This window comes from Kitasatospora griseola, from assembly GCF_044999035.1.
Taxonomy (GTDB): Bacteria; Actinomycetota; Actinomycetes; order Streptomycetales; family Streptomycetaceae; genus Kitasatospora; species Kitasatospora griseola.
In genome coordinates this window covers 8,140,545-8,157,989 of sequence record NZ_CP173360.1, presented here as the reverse complement: position 1 = coordinate 8,157,989, position 17,445 = coordinate 8,140,545, and the positions used below count along the sequence as shown (strand labels likewise).

The following is a 17,445-nucleotide window of genomic DNA, read 5'->3' as shown; positions in this document are numbered from 1 at the left end:
ACTCCTCCAAGGGGCGCCAGGCCCTCAGTCTCGCCGACGCGCCGCTCCTGGTCGACCGTCGACCGGCGGGCGCGGCACGCAGGTCGACGACGGCCCTGGAAGGAGCCGGGCCGGACCGTCAGTCGTGGCCGAGTCGTTCCAGGACGGCCATGGCCGCGATCACGGTCTGCCGCTCCGCTTCGGTGCACTTGGCCTGGAGTTCGGCGGCGAGCCATTCGCCGCGCGCCCGTCGGCCGTCCTCCGCGCGGCGGCGGCCCTCGGGGGTGAGCACGATGAGCATCCGGCGTCCGTCGTCGGGGTCGCGGCGGCGTTCCACCAGGCCCTGCGCGGTGAGCGCGGCGATGGTGGTGGCCATCGACTGGTGGCGCATGCCTTCGGCGACCGCCAGGTCGCTGGTGGTCAGACCCTGTCCGTCGCTGTCCAGCAGCCGCCCCATCGCGGACGCCTGGGTGAGCGTCAGGTCGCCCGTTCCGGCGGCGGCTCTGATGCGCCGGCGCAGCCGGCCGATCACGGATCGCACCTGCTGCGAGGCCTGCACGGCGGACGGTGCGGCCTCCCGGTCTTCACTCATGGGGCCAGCGTAGGTTCCCGGCCGCCGAAGGTACAGTTTGCCTGTACATCATCCGGCCGGGAAGAGCCCCCCTCAGTTGGGCGCCCGGAAGCCACCGATCTCCCGCTCCAGGAGCTCGGCCAGCCGCAGCGGAGTGCGGTCCTCGAACATCGGGCCGACGATCTGCACGCCCACCGGCAGGCCCTCGGGGGACGGCCCCGTCGGCACGGCGGTGGCCGGCAGCCCGGGCATGGTGGCCACGCCGGCCCAGACCAGCTGGTCGAAGTACGGATACCCGACGCCGTCGATGTCGAGCAGGCGCTCCAACGGGTGGGGGTGGTGGTCGTGCGGGAACGCCGGCGTGGGCGTGATCGGGCACACCACGGCGTCGTACTCGGCGAACAGTTGCCGCCAGCCGTGGCGGTGGACCTCGCGGCGGAAGTTCAGCTCCAGCCAGTCGCTGTGGCTGAGCACCATGCCCCGCAGCCGAGCCGCGTCGAGGCTCCGGTCGTCCGCGCCCAGCGCGGCGGCGCGCGCCTGCAACTGCTCGCGCTCGTCGACGGGGAAGTGCGCGACGGTGCCGGAGAACAGGAACTGCATGTAGAGGGCCGCGGTGTCGGCGAGATCGGGCAGCAGCGGACTGTGCCGGTCGACGCGGGCGCCGCCGGCGGCGAGCGCGTCGGCCACTCGGTTCAGGCCGGCCCGTACGGCGGACCCGGTCGGGATGAACGGATGCTCCTCGACGACCAGGACCCGGAAGTCGCCCAGCCGCTCGTGGCGCGCGGGCGGCAGCGCCAGCCGGTACGCCACGCCGGACGTCAGTGGGTCCGGCCCGGCCATGACGTCCAGCAGCAGCGTCAGGTCACGGGCGGTGCGCGCCATCGGGCCGACCACGGCGAGGTCGAGCTCGGTCGGCAGGGCCGGACCGGGAGGCGGAACCATGCCGCGGGTCGGCAGCATCCCGAGCGTCGGCTTGTGCGCGTAGACGCCGCAGAAGTGCGCGGGCGTGCGCAGCGAACCGGCCAGGTCGGAGCCGATGGACAGCGCGCCGAACCCGGACGCCAGGGCCGCCGCCGATCCGCCGGAGGATCCGCCGGAGGTGCGGGCGTGGTTCCACGGATTGTTGGTGGTGCCGTAGATCTCGTTGAAGCTCTGGATGTCCTGCAGCCCGCGGGGCACATTGGTCTTGCCGAGCACCACCGCGCCGGCGGCCTTGAGCCGCGACACCTGCAGCGCGTCCTCGGCCGGCACGAAGTCCCGGTGCTGCGGCATGCCGAAGGTGGTGGGCAACCCCGCGATGTCGTAGCACTCCTTCACCGTCACCGGGATGCCGAGCAGCGGCCGGTCCTCGCCGCGGGCGCGCGCCCGGTCGGCCCTGTGCGCGGCGGCCCGGGCCCGGTCGAAGTCCGGCACGCAGATCGCGTTGATCGGCTTGTCGTCCCGCTCGATGCGGGCGATCGCCGCTTCGGTCAGCTCCGCCGAGGTCACCTCACCGGCGCGCAGGGCAGCGGTGAGTTCTTCGGCCGACTTGAAATTCACGTCCATGGACCGGACCGTACTGGCCTCCGGGAGGGGGCACGAAACACCACTTCGCACAACCGACCAGCGGCCCCGACACTCGTCAATTCCCTTCCCTGCGACTGAAGTCGGCCCGGGACGGGAAACCTCAGGCCAGCAGCAGCCCGTAGTCCGCCAGCCAGCCGCGCACCTGGGCGCGCTCGGCGTGGGCCAGCGAGCCGCCGGTGAAGCGCGGGTCGTCGGTGACCTCGGCCAGACAACCCGCCGGGGGCACGAACGTTTCTGCGTCCTCGGTGGTCTCGAACTCCGCCTCCGCCAGCACCAGTCCGAGCAGCCGGCCGTCGAACACGTCGATGCCCAGCGGGGGGACGCTCAGCCGGGTCTTGGTCAGCACCCGGCCGGGCAGCACGTCCAGCAGCAGGGAGTACTCCTCCCCCGACAGGTACATGCTGGTGATCAGACCCCGCACCGGGCCGGTGGCACCGGGCGGCGCCGGGATCTTCTGGGTGAGTTTGTGGGCGCACTCCCCGGTGTCGATCCGCTCGACGTGACGCAGCCGCAGGCGGGTGCCGTCCACGTACCGGTCGGTGATCAGCCGGGCGCAGGTGACGGCACTGGGCGCGGGGACCCGGGCGAGCAGGAAGCGGCGCTCCCGCTCCACCCGCGCGTACCTGCTCCCGGCTGCCGCACCCGCCCCTGCCGAACCCGTCGCCGCCGCATGCGATTCGCCGCGGCGCCACCCCTCGGTGTCCTGCGCCCCCATGCCCCGTCTCCCCGTTGCGCGTTGTGCCGCCGCGCCCGTTCCGCCCGTGGCGTCCCGCTGCGCGGCCTCCTCGTCGGCCGCCCGGGACCGTTCCCCCGTCCCCGCGTGGGCGGCCGCCCCCAGCGTAATGTGCGAATCGGCCCGGAGTGGCCGGATGTTCTCCATCTCCACCGCTCGGACTACTGGTTGAGGGACGGGAACAGGTCCAGGAACGGTTGCGTGGTGACCGACATGCCGCGCCCGAACGGGTCGTCGAAGTCCCAGATCAGGAACAGCAGGAAGCCGATCAGCGCGCTGAACGTGCCGGCCAGCACCAACTCCCGCCCGGAGCGCCGGATCTGCAGCGCGAACAGCATGCCGACGGTGACCACGGCGCCGACGATCAGGCCGAACCAGACCACGCCGGGCATGGTCGGACCGGTGTTGCCGCCACGGGAGTTGCGGGCCTCGTCGGCGGTGGCGATCTTGTCCATCATCGCCTGGTAGGCCTGCGCCTCGATGTCGTTCTGCGGGGCGTGCGAGGCCACGTCGGTTCGCAGCTTGGCCAGGAGGTCGGTGCCCTCCGGGGAGAGTTCCCCCTGGGTGCGCATGTGGTGCCACTCGGTGTTCACCACGAACGAGACGTAGCCGTCGACGTCCTTGTCGACCGTCGCCCGGAAGTCCGCGGGGAACACCTCGGCCCGCGCGCTGACCTCGTGCAGCGCCTGGGCCTCGCGCTGCACGTCGTCCTGCGCGGACGACCGGGACTCCCAGACGCCGGCGATCGCCAGGCCCAGCACGATGGCGTACACGACGCCGATCATCATGGTGATGTACTCGATGACGTCCGGCGTCTCCGAGGTGTCCTCGTGGAGAGCGACCTTGCGGTGCCTCAGCAGCACCACGGCGACGACGACCAGGCACGCCCCGGCCATCACGATGGCGAGCGCCACCCATTCGGACATGACAGGTCCTTCCCTGTTGCTTGCATCGACAACTTGACTGGAATGAACGTGACTTGACGATTCGTCAGGAACGGCCGCGGCGGGCGGCGGCCCGGGACTTCCCGCTCGGGCGCAACGCCGCCACGGCGATGACCGCGGGGACGGTGACCACCAGCATCCGGGTGGTGGTCGAACTGCCGTGGCGGGTGGGCGGTGCGGCGTGCACCAGCGGCGGCGGCAGGTGGACGGACGCCTGCGGCACGGGCCGACTCGGTACGGGGCTCGGGGCGGGCGTCGTCGCTGCGGGGGTGGGCGGCGCGGGCACGATCGGCGCCGCGCTGCGGGTGGGCGCGGGCTGCGGCTTCGGCGGGGCCGGTGTGGGTGTGGGCACCGGCGTGGGTTTCGGTGCCGGCGTCGGCGTGGGGCTCGGCGTCAGGCTCGGCTCGACTGTCGGGCTCGGCTTGGGAGTTGGCGAGCAACTGCGCGAAGGGCTGGGCGTAGGAGTGGGTGTCGGCCGCGGGTGGCAGTGGTGCCCGTGCCCGTCCCCGCCCTGGTCGTCCCCGCCCTGGTCGTCTCCCCCGCCGTGGCCACCCCCGTGGCTGCTCCCTCGTCCCCCCGGGTTCCCCCGGCCCCCCTCGTCCCCCTGTGACCCGCGCAGCGGGTGCAGCGGGAGCGCGACGTCGGCCCCGCCCTCGGCGTCCACCTCGACGTGCACTCCGGCAGCGTCGACGGAGCTGTGCACGTGGACGCAGATCTCCAACCGCCGCCCGTCGTCCCGCTCGTAGGCGGTCGTGTCGGTGGCGGCGGTCCGGGTGGCGCCCGTGAGCACCGCGCACATCACGGCGACCCCGGCGAACGCCCCGGCCGTCCGCAGCCCCACCGCCCGGACGCCGCGGCGCGCCGTCGGGGTGGGTAAGGTCTCCGCCGCTGCCCCGCGGTGCGCGGGCGGCCGGTCGTTCCGCTGCATGGGCATGGTCCAACCTTCCTGTGGCTGTGGACGATCGAACCGGCACCGCTTTCGAGCCGGAGCGCAGTCGAGGGCACGTCGGAAGACCGATGCTGTTCCGTCGCAGAAACGGAACTGCATGATCAATCCGACGCACCCTCAACCGATCGGACCGCCGTTTGGTTACGGCCTGCAGCGGTCCGCCGTGATCTTCCTCGTGCCGGTTCTCGGCCGCCGCCTCAGCGGACGGCGATCTCCACGTTCTCGAGCACGCCGAGCGCGTCCGGCACCATGATGGCCGCGGAGTAGTACGCGGTCACCAGGTAGTTGATGACGGCCTTGTCGTCGATGCCCATGAAGCGGACCGACAGGCTCGGCTGGTACTCGTCGGGGATGCCGGTCTGGTGCAGGCCGACGACGCCCTGGTTGTGCTCGCCGGTACGCATCACCAGGATGGAGCTGGTGTTCTCCGGGGTGATCGGGATCTTGTTGCAGGGCAGGATCGGGACGCCGCGCCAGGCCGGCACCTTGTGGCCCTGGAGGTCGACCGTGTCCGGGTACAGGCCGCGGGAGTTGAACTCCCGGCCGAGCGCGGCGATGGTCTTGGGGTGGGCGAGGAAGAACTCGGAGTCGCGGCGGCGGCTGAGCAGCTCGTCCAGGTCGTCGGGGGTGGCGGGGCCGGAGTGGGTCTGGATCCGCTGGTTGAAAGCGCAGTTGGAGAGCAGACCGAACTCGCGGTTGTTGATCAGCTCGTGCTCCTGGCGCTCGCGGAGCGCCTCGACGGTGAGCTTGAGCTGCTGCTCGATCTGGTTCATCGGCTGGTTGTAGAGGTCCGCGACGCGGGAGTGCACCCGCAGCACGGTCTGTGCGATAGACAGCTCGTACTCGCGCGGCTTGAGCTCGTAGTCGACGAACGCGGTGGGCAGCAGGTGCTCGCCCTCGTGGCCCGCGGACATCGCGATCTCGGCCTCGCCGAGCTCGTTCTGCCGCTGGAGCGGGAGGCTGGCGAAGTCCCGGATGTGGGCCTGCAGGCTCTCGGACTGGGCGAGCACCGACTGGAAGTCGGCCCGGCTGAGGGTGAGCAGGGTGCCGGAGGTCTTGGCGGTGGCCGTGTAGTCCCAGCTGGCGTCGGCGTCCAGCAGGGCGTTCTCGCCGAACCGGTCGCCGTCGCCGAGGACGCCGATCACCGCGTCGTCGCCGTACTTGCCGGTGGAGATCTGGTTGATCTTGCCGTGCGCGATCAGGTGGATCTTGTCGGACGGGGTGCCGCGCTCGGCCAGGGTCTCCCCGGCCCGGAACTCGCGCTGCACGCACCGGTCGGCGATCGCCGACAGCACGTCGTCGTCCTCGAAGCCGCGCAGCAGGGCGAGTTCACCGAGCTCCCGGGGGATGACCCGGACGTCGCCGCCGGTCTGGATGAACTCGATCCGGCCGTCGCCGACCGTGTAGGTCAGGCGCCGGTTGACCCGGTAGGTACCGCCGGAGGTCTGCACCCAGGGCAGCATCCGCAGCAGCCAGCGGGAGGTGATCTCCTGCATCTGCGGTGCGGACTTGGTGGTGGTCGCCAGGTTGCGTGCGGCGGCGGTGGTGAGGCTGGTCTGCTGGCGCTGCGCCTGCTGAGTCTCCGGGCTGCTGTCCACGGACATCGGGCCGGGTTCTCCTTCGTCTCGCCACGTGAGCTGACATGCCGTCAGATCCGTGGGTGTGGTGGGGTCTTGGCAAAGAGAAAGGGTGTGGCTGGAGGGTTCGGAGGGACCTCTGGTCGCCGTGCCGCCCACCGCCTCCCGAACAGTAGATCTTCGCCACTCCCAAGTCCTCGCACGAAGCCGAGGGTGCACCCGATCAGGTGAATCTTGGCCCCATCAGGATTGGGACTGACTCCGTCCGGTTTGGCATCCGGATGGCACGCGGCAACCCAGGTTGACCGCGAACCACCCGCCCCGCACGGCCCGGCACCGTCGAGAACGCGCCAGTTCCGTCAGCCGCCGTCGCTCTGTGCCCGCACCAGGACGTCGCCGGCGTCGGTGCGGAAGTAGAGCACGGACCGTCCGGCGCGTCGGCGCTGCACCAGTCGGGCGTCGAACAGGACCTTCAGGTGCCGCCCGACCGAGCCCAGCCCTTGTCCGGTCAGCGCGACCAGCTGGGTGGTGGTCTTCGGAGCGCCGAGCAGCACCAGGACGTCCGCCCGAGCCGGGCCGAGCAGCCGTCCCAACAGCACGGGCAGCGCGGGGCGCAGGGCGAACAGCAGGAAGGGCGCGGCCGGCGAGCAGCAGGTACAGCGGGACGCCGAGCCGGGCCTGCCACGCCCGGGAGACGAAACGGCCGACCGCGACGTCCCCGCCCAGCATGCCGACGGCACCGGCGGCGAACAGCAGCCCGGCGTCCTCCGGCGCGTACGGGACGTAGAGCGACTCGCGGCCGACGACCAGCCCGTTGGGCACCCAGAGCGCCAGGTAGACGGACCGGCGGGGGCGCGAGGACCACAGCCGGGCGTTGGTCCGCCAGGTCTCCGCGATCGAGGCGCGCCCCGCCAGGCGCGGCGGCCGGGCGGCGAGCCCGAACCGGGCGACGGCGGCGGCGAGCAGGTACAGGCCGGCCCCGGTGGCCTGATGGCGCTGACCCCGGAGGAACTCGGCGGCCAGGCCTTCGGGTTGCACGGCTCGGGCCTGCTCGCCGTGCAGGGCGTCGGCGCCGCCCTGGCCGGCGCGCTCGCCGAACGGACCTCGCCGGCCACCGCGATCGCCGTCCTGGCGTCCGCATCCCTCGCCGTCACCCTGCTGCTGGCACCGGGCCTGCGCACCCCCGCAGCTCGCGCCGAAGGCCTTTGATCCTCCCCAACCCGCCTTCCTGGCAGGTGAGTTCACGAGCCCCGTCGCTCTCCGCTTTCCCCGCATTCCGCACCCTGGCCGTACTTCCTGGCCGGCCCGGAATTCCATCGCCCACGGTCGGCCCGGCAGGCTCTTTCTCCGACGATGCACCGACTTCTCGCCCTCCGGGCCGGGAAAAGGGCATCGACGGGTGCCAGGAATCGCGCCCGTCCTCCTCCGGAACTGTCACGACGGCGAGCGTTTCCGCCCGTCCGGCGTCCCCGGCGAGGCCCGCACGACTGCGCCGGACCTATTGACCGGTGCGTGGCCTCGCCGCATACTCCCCCTGTCGTCGACCGCCGCCGGGTGTGCACGGGACCCCCGTTGGAACGGATTATCGCTACCGGGAGGATCGGAATTGGCTGGGCCCTGGGAGGGACTTCCGCGCGAATTATCGGCCGAACTCAGGGCGGAGCAGCAATCCTTGGCGGCCGAGATCATCCGGGAGATCAGGTCCGCCGTCCCCGAATTCGCCCGCCCGCTCTCCGGCCAATTCGGCGCCGGAATCCAGCAGGGCGTGGAGACCGCGCTCGCCGAGTTCGTCGACCGGGTCGCCGGGCTGCCCGCCGCCGGCCCGCGACAGGTCCGGGTCTACCGGGCGCTCGGCCGCGGCGAACTCGCCGAGGGCCGCAGCCTGGACGCCCTGCAGGCGGCGTTCCGCCTCGGCGCCCGGATCGCCTGGCGCCGCTACGCCCGGGTGGCTCGCCGCCACCGCCTCGACCCGGAGCAGCTCGTCACGCTGGCCGAGGCGGTGTTCGCGCACATCGACGAGGTCGCGGCGGCCAGCGTCCAGGGCTACATGGACGCCCGCACCGACCGGGCGGGCGCGCTCGGCCGAGCCCGGCACCGGCTGCTCGACCTGCTGCTGTCCGGCGCCGCCGATCCGGCCGAACTCACCGCCGCCGCACAGTCCGCGGACTGGCCGCTGCCCGTGCTGCTCGCCGGCGTCTCGCTCGACCCGCGCCCGTCGGGCCCGTCGGCGCCGCTTCCGACGGCCCGTCAACCGCTGGCCCGGATCGCCTCGTTCGGCACCCGACCCGCGGGCGGCGGCCGACTGCCCGACCACGTCCTGATCAACCTGGAGGCCCCGCAGCCCCACCTGCTGCTGCCCGACCCGGCGACCGCCCTGACCGACCCCCGGATCGCCGCCGCCCTCCAGGGCCGCGGCGCGGTGATCGGCCCGCCGGTGCCACCCGCCCTGGCGGCGCAGTCGCTGCGCTGGGCCCGCCTGGTCCGTGCCTCCCTCCCGCAGGCCCCCGACCAGCCGGTCGACTGCCGCGACCGCCTCGCGGACCTGCTCCTGCTCACCGACCCCGCGCTGGTCCGCCTGATCGCCGAACGCCGCCTCGCCCCACTGGCCCCGCTCACCCCCAAACAGCGCGACCGCCTCGCCGCCACCCTCCTCGCCTGGCTCCAGACCGGCCGGGGCACCGCCCCCCAGGTCGCCGCCCGCCTCGGCATCCACCCCCAGACCGCCCGCCAACGCCTCCACCGCGTCCACCGCCTCTTCGGCCCGTCCCTCTCCTCCCCCGACACCCGCTTCGAACTCGAAGTAGCCCTCCGCGCCACCCCGCACCCCTGACCCGCCCGCCCCTCACCCCACCCCACCCCACAACACCCGCCTCGGTCCCCAACAGCCCACCCCTTCGCACCAGTTCCGCGGCCGGCGGTTAGCATCCGTCCCGGAACAGTTTTCGGTGGGCGGGGAGGGCATGAGCGTGCTGGAAGACGGGCTGGACGAGTTCTGCGAGCAGGCATTGGCGGCGCACGGGTGTCCGTCGGTGAGCGTGGCCGTGGCGCAGGGTCAGGAGTTGGTGTTCGCGCGGGCCTACGGGCTGGCGGACGTCGCGGCGGGTCGCGCCGCCACCCCCGAGACCGCCTACGGTCTCGCCTCGATCACCAAGGCGTTCACGGCCGTGGCCGTGTGTCTGGCCGCCGACCGCGGCCTGCTCGACCTGGACGCGCCCGTGCCCGGCAGTCACCCGTGGGCGACGGTGCCGACGCCGCGTCAGCTGATGCAGCACCGGGGCGGGTTCCCGGCGTACTACGACTTCCACTACGGCGACGAGCCGTCACCGATCGACCCGGCCGCCTACCTCCGCCAAGTACGCCCGCCGGGCAGTGACTTCGAGTACTCCAACCTCGGGTACGGGCAGCTCGGCGAGCTCCTTGAGCAGGTCTCCGGCCAGTCCCTGCGCACGCACCTGCGCAAGCACGTGGCCGAGCCGCTCGGTCTGACGTCCTTCGAGCTGGGCGACGTCCACCCCGGCCCCGCGCCCGTTGCCCGGCGCTACACCCCGGACGGCCGCACGTACCCCGACTGCCGCAGCAGTCACCTGGCCGCCGGGTCGGGCTGGGCCACGGCCGGTGACATCGCGCTGTTCGCCCGCCGCTCCGCGGGGCTGCTCCGGCCGGCCACGGCCGCGGCGGTGCTGGACGGCCCGGCCATCACCGACCGTCTCGACTACGGTCTCGGTCGGATCGTCCAGCGCGAGGGCGGCTCGGTGATCTCCAGCCACGGCGGCGGCATGGGCGGTGTCTCCACCATGATGATCGACCTGCCCGACCGCGAGCTCTCCTTCGCCGTCCTGGCCAACTCCACCGACAAGTCCGCCCGCAACGCCGTGGTCCGCCATCTGATGGACGCCGTCGCCCCGGAGTTCGACTCCGGCCACCTCCAGCCGGTCACCGAGCGGGCCCGGGACTTCACGCTCGCCCCGGGCGGCTGGGCGGGCCGCATCGAGACCCCGGACGGCGAGATCCCGCTGCGCCTGGACGTCCTGACGGACCGTCAGGTCCGCGTCGCACTCGCCGATCTCCCGCCCGTCACCGTCCCGGCGGCCGCCTCCCACCGCTGGGACGCCCGCCTCGCCGCCGACCTCCAACTCCCCACCGTCGACGCCCGGTTGAACAGCCCGTCGTTCGGCCTGGAACTCCGCACCGACGGCGACGGTCTGACCGGGTTCGCCATCGCCTACAAGGACGGCGACCGCGAGGGCCTGCTCGGCCCCTACCTGGTCCACCCCTGTCGTCTGCTGCCCGCCGGCTGAACCCGTCAGGACTGCCGCGACGGCTACGGCCAGAGCAGCGCCTGTGCCACGACGACCCGCTCGCCGTCGAACGTGACGGCGGGCCCTTCGTGCAGTTCGTAGCCCAGGGCGAGCGCCTCGCTGACCCGGTGGCAGAACGCGGCGTCGTCGGGGCCGGTCAGGACGCGGTAGCGGGGCAGTCCGTCCGGCGGCGTGCTCGAAGGTGTGCTCATACCGCAAGGATCCCAGATCCGGCCGCTCGTCCTCCACGCCCCCGGGGCGCTCCGCCGCGCCGAACACTCCGCCCACGCCCCGCCCGCCGCTGCCGCGGGCGGGTCGCCTGCGGCTAGCGTGGAGGCGGAAGTCCAGGCCCCATCCCCCACGGAGGGTCGGAGCATGAAGCTGCGTCTCGCGGCCGCGCTCGGCACGGCGGCGGCACTCGTCTCCCTGGTCGCCGGTTCCGGCACGGCCAACGCCTATGTGAACGTGGACAATCTCGTCATCGGCAGCAGCAAGTTCATCGATCACCACCTCGGCAGCGTCTACGGCAGCTACGAGTTGAGCTCGACCACGTACAGCACCTCGGCGGCCAACAGCCGTTGGAAGGTCGCGTCCGCCGCCCCCGACACCGGCTACCCGAACGTCCAGCTCCGCAACGACAGCAGTGGCCGCTGCGTCCGGGCGATGAGCGCCTCCACGGTGCAGATGAAGTCCTGCAACAGCCAGGACCCGTACCAGATCTGGGCGATGACGCAGGGGGCGATCGGCACCCAGTTCTTCAACTTCGCCGTCCGCTCCTGCTTGGACAACGGCAACAACAGCCCGTACCTCTTTCGCGAGGAGGGCTGCAATCGCACCAATCCCTACCAGAGCTGGTTCCTGGTCCAGTGACCGGACCACCGCCGGGGCCCGCCCGAAGCGGCCTACCCGTCCGCCACGCCCTCGCCGTTGAAGAAGGCGGCCACGCCCCGTGCGCCGGCCGGTGAGTGGATCAGCCTCATCACCCGGTCGGACTCGGCGGCGACCTCGGCGGTGCGGGCGAACATCTCGTCCTCGTAGGCGCGCAGCGCCACCCCGGGGTCGGCGGGGTGGGCGGTGAGGGCGTCGGCGAGTCCGAGGGCGTCGCGCATCGCCGCGTTGGCGCCGTTTCCGACGGGCGGCATCAGGTGGGCGGCGTCGCCGAGCAGGGTGAGGCCGGGGCGGTGCGGCCAGCGCAGGCCGACGGGGAGGGCGGTGAGCGGACGGGGCGTCAGCTCGCCCTCGCAGGCGGCGATCAGCGCGCGGCAGGTGGGCGTCCAGTCGGCGAACGGCTCCAGCAGCGCGGGGCGGGCCTCGGCGGGGCGGTCGAAGGGGATGCCGCAGGTGGTGAGCCAGTCGGCGGGGCCGTGGAAGGACAGGTGGACCAGGACCCGGCCGTCGGAGCAGCGCTGTGCGGCGACCGACCGGCCGTCGCCGATCACCCAGTAGCTGCCCCGGCCGACGGCGGCGGCCAGTTGGGGGTGGGTGCGGTCGACGGCGGGGATGACGCCCTCGACGGTGTTGACGCCGAGGTGGTGCGGCTCGACAGGGGTGAGCAGCGGGCGCAGCCGGGAGCGGGCGCCGTCGGCGCCGACCAGGACGCGGTGTTCGGCGGTGCCGCCGTCGGCGAAGTGCAGCTGCCAGCCGCCGGCCGGGGCGGGCGTAGCGTGGCGCAGGGTGTGCGCCCACCGGACGGCGCCGGTCGGCAGGGAGCCGAGCAGCAGCGCGCGCAGGTCGGTGCGGTCGATCTCGGGCCTCGGCGGGGTGTCTCCGGGCGCGGGGGCGGGGGTGTCCTCGCGGTACAGCAGGGTGCCGGTGTGGTCGAGCAGGAGCAGGTCCTGCCCTTCCGGGCGGGCGTGGCGGCGGAAGGCTTCCGTCAGGCCGGCTTCGCGCAGGGCGCGCTGGCCGGTCTCCAGGTGCAGGTCGAGGGTGCCGCCCTGGAGCCTGGCGTCCGGCCCGGCATCGCGTTCGTACACCGTGACCGGGATGCCGCGCCGGGTGAGCAGCCGGGCCAGCGTCAGGCCGCCCGGGCCTCCTCCGACGATGCCGATGTCTGTCGCTATCTCTGCGGACATGCTTCTCCCCCAAGCTGGCTGATACACCGTATTGCTCGATACACTGTATCGACAGTGCCCGGCCGCCCGCCACCGCCCGATCGGAGAACAACCCATGACACTCCGTCAGCCCGTCGATCCCGGGTCCACCCCGATCTGGGCCCGCCCCGAGCCACCGGCCCGCCGGACGCCGCACCCGCTGAGCCGGGAGCTGATCGTCGGCGCGGCGCTGGAACTCGCGGACGCGGACGGCCTGGAGGGCGTCTCGATCCGCCGGGTGGCGGCGGCGCTGGAGGTCGGCCCGATGCGGCTGTACGGGTACGTGGACACCAAGGACGAGCTGCTCGACCTGATGGCGGACGCGGTCTACGCCGAGATCGTCCCACCCGCCGCCCACCTCCCGCCGGACTGGCGGGCGGGCCTGCGCCTGATCGCCGGCCGCACCAGGCGGGCCGCGCTGCGGCACGAGTGGTTCCCGGAACTGCTGGGCGGCCGACCGCACTTGGGGCCGCATGCCCTGGCCGCGCTGGAGGCCAGGCTCTCGGTGCTGAGCACCGTGCCGAACCTCACCGGCCGCCCCGCCGCGTTGCGCCGGGCCGCGGCCGCGTTCCACGCCTACCTGGTGGGGGCGCTGCGCACCGAGCTGGCGGAGCGTCAGGCAGACCGGGCGGAGGGCCGTTCGGAGGAGCAGTGGCGGGATGCCATGTCCCCGTACCTGCGGCGGGTGCTGGACGAGGGCCGCCACCCGCGCCTGGCGGAGCTCATTGTGGAGGGCGAACACCCCACACCCGGCGCGGAGTTCGAGGCCGGCCTGGAGATCGTGCTGGACGGCATCGCCGCACAGGTGTCCTGATCGGGCACCCTTTTCGGGCAGCCGGGCGAATGTCTCCGGCCAGGCCGACGGTCGCCCGGCCATTCCCCGCGAACCGGCTTGCCGGGGCCCGGCCGCGGCCACGACGCTGGTGACTGCTGCCCCGCCGTCCCGCCCTGCCGTTCCTCGCCGGCCGGGCGGGCACGGTGGTTCGGGTGGGCACGGTGGTTCGGGTGGACACGGCGGCTCGGGCCGGCTCTCACCTCGGCAGTGCCCGGCGCTTCGTCTCGGTCGCGGCGCTCGTCACCAGGTCGTCCCAGACCGTCGACTCCGAGAGGTCGAGCCCGCGCAGGAGTCGGCGTTCCCACCGCTGCGCGACAGTGGCCAGTCGCAGTTCCCTGGCCAGGGCGTCGTCGTCGAGGTGGCGGGCCTGCTTCGCCCGGCGCCTCAGCCCGCCGTACACGGCGTGGTCGAGCCACCGGGAGAGCTCGTTCAGGTAGGCCTCGTTGCGGTCGTGGACCGAGCGCGGAGCCTGATGGGTAGTGGCGAAACTGGAGAGCCTGCTCCGCCGCAGCCGCCCGCGCGGGCTGCACCAGTACAGGTGGATGCCCCGCAGGCCGACGACGTCGCGAACCGGTATGCACCGACTGCGGACGAACCCCCGGATCAGTATCCCGTCGGACTCGCAGACCACGACGGCCCGTTCGGCCCGGACCCCGAGCCAGGCCCCGATCGCCGTGCAGCACAGCCCGACGACGACCCTCGCCGTGGTCGGGACACCGGGGAGACCGGCGACCAGCAGCGTCGGCAGGCCGGCGACGAACAGGAACATCCCCACCGCACTGGCGTGTCGAAGTCTCGGCTCGTGCTCCAGCACCAGCAGCTGCGCCTGCATCGGATCGGTTCTCCGGCTCCGGAAGGTGGCGAACATCCGTACCCGACCGGTATAGCGGATCGCCGTTCGCCTTGTCGAGGGGCCGGACGACCTCCCGCCGACCGACGTGGCACCACGACGCGTCGACAGCCGGGCCGGGCCTGGCGATATGTCAATTCATCGGCACCAACGACCCGTTCAGTCCTCGAAGGCCACCAGCCGCTCCAGCACCGGCAGCGCCTCCAGCAGCACGGCGCGCTCCCGCGCGTCGAGCTCGGCGGTGCGACGGGCCAGCACCTCGGAGCGGCGTTGGCGGATCTCGGCGAGCAACTCGACGCCCTCGGGCGAGAGTTCGACCAGCGCGGAGCGTCCGTCCTCCGGGTCGGGCAGCCGGGTGACCAGGCCGGAGGCGACCAGCGGGGTGACGGTGCGGGTCATCGACGGGGCGGCGACCCGTTCGCGGGCGGCGAGTTCGCCGAGCCGGATCGGGCCGTGCGCCTCGATCCGGGCCAGTGCGGAGAGCTGCGCGAAGGTGAAGTCCTGCCGGTCGGACGCCTGGGCGAGCTGCCGGTGCAGGCGCGCGACGACCAGCCGCAGCCGGACCACCGCGGCCGGGTCGAGCCCGCCCCCGACCGCCGAACTCCCGTGCCCTGCCGATCCGTTCACGCCGTCTCCCGCGCGACGGCCGGGTCCTGGGCGACCGCTCCCCGCTCCGCCGCCCGGCCGCGCAGCAGCGAGGCGACGGCGGCCACCAGCGACATCGCGATGGCCAGCGCGAACACCACCATCAGTCCGTCGTGGAACGGCCCGGAGATCAGGTGCGGGAAGAACTCGCGTCCGGTCAGTGTCTGCGCGTTGGACGCGGGCAGTGCGGACAGCACGTGCGGGCCGAGCAGTTCACGGACCGGGTTGTAGCCGAGGAACGCCGCGAACAGCGTGCCGACGGGTGGGAGCCCGGCGACTGCGTGGGCGTCCGCCGGGGAGACGCCCTGGGCGGTGAGTCCGCTGCTCAGGGCCCCCGGTAGGGAGCCGGCCAGACCGGCCACCATCAACGAGAAGAACACGCCGATGGACAGCACCATGCCGGCGTTCTGGAAGGTGGCCCGCATGCCGGAGGCGGCGCCCCGGTCGGCGGCGGGGACGCTGGACATCACCAGCGCGGTGTTCGGCGCGGCGAACAGGCCGCCGCCGAGGCCGTTCAGGAACACCAGCAGAGCGAACCAGAGGTACCCGAAGTCGGTGGGCAGGAGCAGCAGTCCGGCGAACGAGCCGGCCATCACCACCAGGCCGCCGGCTGCGAACAGCCGGGCGCCGAACCGGTCGGAGAGGTATCCGGCGATCGGGCCGGCCGCGAGGAAGCCGACGGTCAGCGGGACGAGGTAGATGCCGGCCCACAGCGGGGTGTCCGCGTAGTCGTAGCCGTGCAGCGGCAGCCAGATGCCCTGCAGCCAGACGATCAGCATGAACTGCAGGCCGCCGCGGGCGACGGAGCCGAGCAGGGTGGCCAGGTTGCCGCCGGCGAACACCGGGTCGCGGAACAGCCGCAGCGGGAACATCGGTTCGGCGACCCTGGTCTCGATGACGCAGAACGCGACCAGCACGGCGGCGCCGCCGACGAGTCCGGTCAGTACCCACGGGTTCGTCCAGCCCATGGTGCGGCCGCCGTACGGTTGGATGCCGTAGGTGATGGCGGCGAGCAGCGCGGTCAGGCCGACGGCGAAGGTGATGTTCCCCCACCAGTCGATCCGGCCCGGCCGGCGGATGCCGGTCTCGTGCAGCGAGCGGTAGGCCCAGACGGTGCCGATGATGCCGATCGGGACGTTGACCCAGAAGATCGACCGCCAGTTCCACTCGGCGAGCAGGCCGCCCAGCACCAGTCCGACGAACGAACCGGCGATCGCCGCCACCATGTTGACGCCGAGCGCCATGCCGCGCTGCCGGGCCGGGAACGCGTCGGTGATGATCGCCGCCGAGTTGGCCATCAGCATCGCGCCGCCGACGGCCTGGACGACCCGCCAGCCGATCAGCCAGAGTGCTCCGCCGCCGCCCGCCATCGGGTCGAGCGAGAGGATCACCGAGGTGGCGGTGAAGATCAGGAAGCCCGCGTTGTAGATCCGCACCCGCCCCCAGATGTCCCCCAGCCGCCCGAGGGTCACCACCAGGACGGCGGTGACCAGCATGTATCCCATCAGCATCCACAGCAGGTAGCTGACGTTGCCGGGTTGCAGCGGGTTCAGATGGATGCCGTTGAAGATCGCCGGCAGCGAGATCAGCACGATCGAGGCGTTGACGGTGGCGATCAGCATGCCGAGCGTGGTGTTCGACAGCGCGATCCACTTGTAGCGCGGATGCTCCACCCCGATCCGCCCCGGCCCGCCCGGTCCCTTGGTCACGTCGGCCATCTCCCGCCCCACCCCTGGAAGCCAGATGACAATTAGCTGATGTGAACTAAATTACTCCGCACCGCTGCCGCAGGCCAGCCCTCGACACCAGGCCTGGACGCCGACCCTCGACACCAGCCCTGGACGCGAGCCCTCGATGCCCGGCCTGGACGCGAGCCTTCGACGCCCGCACGAACTCCCGGCACGAAGACCGTGCCGGGAGCCGGTTCGCACGTGCCCGTAGGCGCTTACTGCTGCTCCTCGTCCTGCTGCTCGTCCATGCCCTGCTGCCCCTGCTGCCGGTCGGCGGCCTTCTGCTGGTCGTCGCCCTGCGGGGACTTCTGACCGAGACGCTGCTTGGCCTGCTCCTCCGCCTGCCGGGCCTTGTCCTTGAACTTGTCGCTCATGCCCATGATTACTCCCTGCAATCGGACGGTTCCGGGCAGTGCCAGGCTGCCACGGACTCCTCACCCCCGCAGGTCGACGACGGACCGCTCAGCTGCGCCGGTAGCGGGCGTACAGCATCGGCCCGGGTGGGGTCGTAGCGGTCGCGGGCGTTCCAGGCGCGCAGCAGGGTCTCCTGGACGAGGTCCTCGGCGTCCTGGAACGAGCCGGTCATCCGGTAGCAATGGACCGTCAGTTCGCTGCGGTGCGCGTCGAGTTCCACCCGGTCATGATGCCGCAGCCGCCGGATTGTCGGTGCCGCCGTCT

17 protein-coding genes and 2 pseudogenes are annotated in these 17,445 nt (G+C 72.7%); 5 read left to right on the top strand and 14 right to left on the bottom strand.

The window, feature by feature from the left end; genetic code table 11:
* Window positions 1-118 precede the first annotated feature (118 nt).
* From ACI1MP_RS36310 to ACI1MP_RS36280, 7 genes and pseudogenes are all read right to left on the bottom strand, one after another.
* Window positions 119-571 (bottom strand): MarR family transcriptional regulator, encoded by a 453-nt coding sequence (locus ACI1MP_RS36310; protein WP_100588428.1) that lies wholly within the window; start codon window positions 569-571, stop codon window positions 119-121.
* 72 nt (window positions 572-643) lie between these two features.
* Complete coding sequence (locus tag ACI1MP_RS36305; RefSeq protein WP_404870628.1) at window positions 644-2,095, bottom strand: amidase; 1,452 nt, start codon at window positions 2,093-2,095, stop codon at window positions 644-646.
* A 121-nt stretch (window positions 2,096-2,216) separates the two neighbouring features.
* Window positions 2,217-2,831, bottom strand: a complete 615-nt coding sequence (locus ACI1MP_RS36300) for a hypothetical protein (RefSeq protein ID WP_404870627.1) — start codon at window positions 2,829-2,831, stop codon at window positions 2,217-2,219.
* Between the two features lie 179 nt (window positions 2,832-3,010).
* The gene (locus tag ACI1MP_RS36295; protein ID WP_100588425.1) at window positions 3,011-3,775 is read right to left on the bottom strand and encodes a DUF4239 domain-containing protein; all 765 of its coding nucleotides are present in this window, start codon (window positions 3,773-3,775) and stop codon (window positions 3,011-3,013) included.
* A 64-nt stretch (window positions 3,776-3,839) separates the two neighbouring features.
* Window positions 3,840-4,145: a hypothetical protein gene (locus tag ACI1MP_RS36290; RefSeq protein WP_404870626.1), complete on the bottom strand. Its 306-nt coding sequence runs from the start codon at window positions 4,143-4,145 to the stop codon at window positions 3,840-3,842.
* A gap of 794 nt (window positions 4,146-4,939) precedes the next feature.
* Window positions 4,940-6,346 carry a family 2B encapsulin nanocompartment shell protein gene (locus ACI1MP_RS36285; RefSeq protein ID WP_380337519.1) on the bottom strand — a complete coding sequence of 469 codons (1,407 nt, stop codon included), beginning with the start codon at window positions 6,344-6,346 and terminating at the stop codon, window positions 4,940-4,942.
* A gap of 332 nt (window positions 6,347-6,678) precedes the next feature.
* Window positions 6,679-6,921, bottom strand: a pseudogene (locus ACI1MP_RS36280) (ArsR/SmtB family transcription factor); the annotation flags it as partial.
* A gap of 385 nt (window positions 6,922-7,306) precedes the next feature.
* On the opposite strand from ACI1MP_RS36280, the pseudogene ACI1MP_RS36275 reads away from it, so the two are divergent.
* The 3 genes and pseudogenes from ACI1MP_RS36275 to ACI1MP_RS36265 all read left to right on the top strand — a co-directional run.
* A pseudogene (locus ACI1MP_RS36275) lies at window positions 7,307-7,528 on the top strand (MFS transporter); the annotation flags it as partial.
* A gap of 463 nt (window positions 7,529-7,991) precedes the next feature.
* Entirely contained in the window at window positions 7,992-9,149 is a 1,158-nt protein-coding gene (locus ACI1MP_RS36270; protein ID WP_380337516.1) for a helix-turn-helix domain-containing protein, read from the top strand.
* Window positions 9,150-9,279: 130 nt separating this feature from the next.
* Complete coding sequence (locus ACI1MP_RS36265) at window positions 9,280-10,617, top strand: serine hydrolase domain-containing protein (protein ID WP_404870625.1); 1,338 nt, start codon at window positions 9,280-9,282, stop codon at window positions 10,615-10,617.
* Between the two features lie 23 nt (window positions 10,618-10,640).
* Here ACI1MP_RS36265 and ACI1MP_RS36260 read toward each other — a convergent pair whose 3' ends face one another.
* Window positions 10,641-10,829: a DUF1737 domain-containing protein gene (locus tag ACI1MP_RS36260; protein WP_380337511.1), complete on the bottom strand. Its 189-nt coding sequence runs from the start codon at window positions 10,827-10,829 to the stop codon at window positions 10,641-10,643.
* Between the two features lie 163 nt (window positions 10,830-10,992).
* Here ACI1MP_RS36260 and ACI1MP_RS36255 point away from each other — a divergent pair, with 163 nt between their 5' ends.
* Entirely contained in the window at window positions 10,993-11,487 is a 495-nt protein-coding gene (locus ACI1MP_RS36255; RefSeq protein ID WP_363479076.1) for a ricin-type beta-trefoil lectin domain protein, read from the top strand.
* A 32-nt stretch (window positions 11,488-11,519) separates the two neighbouring features.
* Here the strand turns inward: ACI1MP_RS36255 and ACI1MP_RS36250 are convergent, their stop codons facing one another.
* Window positions 11,520-12,689 (bottom strand): FAD-dependent oxidoreductase, encoded by a 1,170-nt coding sequence (locus ACI1MP_RS36250; protein ID WP_404870624.1) that lies wholly within the window; start codon window positions 12,687-12,689, stop codon window positions 11,520-11,522.
* Window positions 12,690-12,783: 94 nt separating this feature from the next.
* Here ACI1MP_RS36250 and ACI1MP_RS36245 point away from each other — a divergent pair, with 94 nt between their 5' ends.
* Entirely contained in the window at window positions 12,784-13,521 is a 738-nt protein-coding gene (locus ACI1MP_RS36245; RefSeq protein WP_404870623.1) for a TetR/AcrR family transcriptional regulator, read from the top strand.
* Window positions 13,522-13,738: 217 nt separating this feature from the next.
* On the opposite strand, the gene ACI1MP_RS36240 is transcribed toward ACI1MP_RS36245, so the two are convergent.
* The 5 genes from ACI1MP_RS36240 to ACI1MP_RS36220 form a co-directional block, all read right to left on the bottom strand.
* Entirely contained in the window at window positions 13,739-14,374 is a 636-nt protein-coding gene (locus ACI1MP_RS36240) for a hypothetical protein (protein ID WP_404870622.1), read from the bottom strand.
* 177 nt (window positions 14,375-14,551) lie between these two features.
* Window positions 14,552-15,019 (bottom strand): MarR family winged helix-turn-helix transcriptional regulator, encoded by a 468-nt coding sequence (locus ACI1MP_RS36235; protein WP_380337497.1) that lies wholly within the window; start codon window positions 15,017-15,019, stop codon window positions 14,552-14,554.
* Window positions 15,016-16,746, bottom strand: a complete 1,731-nt coding sequence (locus ACI1MP_RS36230; RefSeq protein WP_404870621.1) for an MFS transporter — start codon at window positions 16,744-16,746, stop codon at window positions 15,016-15,018. Before ACI1MP_RS36230 ends, ACI1MP_RS36235 begins: the two co-directional genes overlap by 4 nt.
* Window positions 16,747-16,982: 236 nt before the next feature.
* Window positions 16,983-17,141, bottom strand: coding sequence for a hypothetical protein (locus ACI1MP_RS36225; protein WP_404870620.1), 159 nt, complete (start codon window positions 17,139-17,141; stop codon window positions 16,983-16,985).
* 8 nt (window positions 17,142-17,149) lie between these two features.
* A complete protein-coding gene (locus ACI1MP_RS36220; RefSeq protein ID WP_380337489.1) occupies window positions 17,150-17,401 on the bottom strand; it encodes a sigma factor in 252 nt (83 codons plus the stop codon).
* Window positions 17,402-17,445: the final 44 nt, after the last annotated feature.

What these genes read in the sequence shown, in the direction of transcription:
- ACI1MP_RS36310 (WP_100588428.1), bottom strand. Translation starts at nt 571, where the DNA reads ATGAGTGAAGACCGGGAGGCCGCACCGTCCGCCGTGCAGGCCTCGCAG.
- ACI1MP_RS36305 (WP_404870628.1), bottom strand. Translation starts at nt 2,095, where the DNA reads ATGGACGTGAATTTCAAGTCGGCCGAAGAACTCACCGCTGCCCTGCGC.
- ACI1MP_RS36300 (WP_404870627.1), bottom strand. Translation starts at nt 2,831, where the DNA reads ATGGGGGCGCAGGACACCGAGGGGTGGCGCCGCGGCGAATCGCATGCG.
- ACI1MP_RS36295 (WP_100588425.1), bottom strand. Translation starts at nt 3,775, where the DNA reads ATGTCCGAATGGGTGGCGCTCGCCATCGTGATGGCCGGGGCGTGCCTG.
- ACI1MP_RS36285 (WP_380337519.1), bottom strand. Translation starts at nt 6,346, where the DNA reads ATGTCCGTGGACAGCAGCCCGGAGACTCAGCAGGCGCAGCGCCAGCAG.
- ACI1MP_RS36265 (WP_404870625.1), top strand. Translation starts at nt 9,280, where the DNA reads ATGAGCGTGCTGGAAGACGGGCTGGACGAGTTCTGCGAGCAGGCATTG.
- ACI1MP_RS36260 (WP_380337511.1), bottom strand. Translation starts at nt 10,829, where the DNA reads ATGAGCACACCTTCGAGCACGCCGCCGGACGGACTGCCCCGCTACCGC.
- ACI1MP_RS36255 (WP_363479076.1), top strand. Translation starts at nt 10,993, where the DNA reads ATGAAGCTGCGTCTCGCGGCCGCGCTCGGCACGGCGGCGGCACTCGTC.
- ACI1MP_RS36250 (WP_404870624.1), bottom strand. Translation starts at nt 12,689, where the DNA reads ATGTCCGCAGAGATAGCGACAGACATCGGCATCGTCGGAGGAGGCCCG.
- ACI1MP_RS36245 (WP_404870623.1), top strand. Translation starts at nt 12,784, where the DNA reads ATGACACTCCGTCAGCCCGTCGATCCCGGGTCCACCCCGATCTGGGCC.
- ACI1MP_RS36240 (WP_404870622.1), bottom strand. Translation starts at nt 14,374, where the DNA reads ATGCAGGCGCAGCTGCTGGTGCTGGAGCACGAGCCGAGACTTCGACAC.
- ACI1MP_RS36225 (WP_404870620.1), bottom strand. Translation starts at nt 17,141, where the DNA reads ATGAGCGACAAGTTCAAGGACAAGGCCCGGCAGGCGGAGGAGCAGGCC.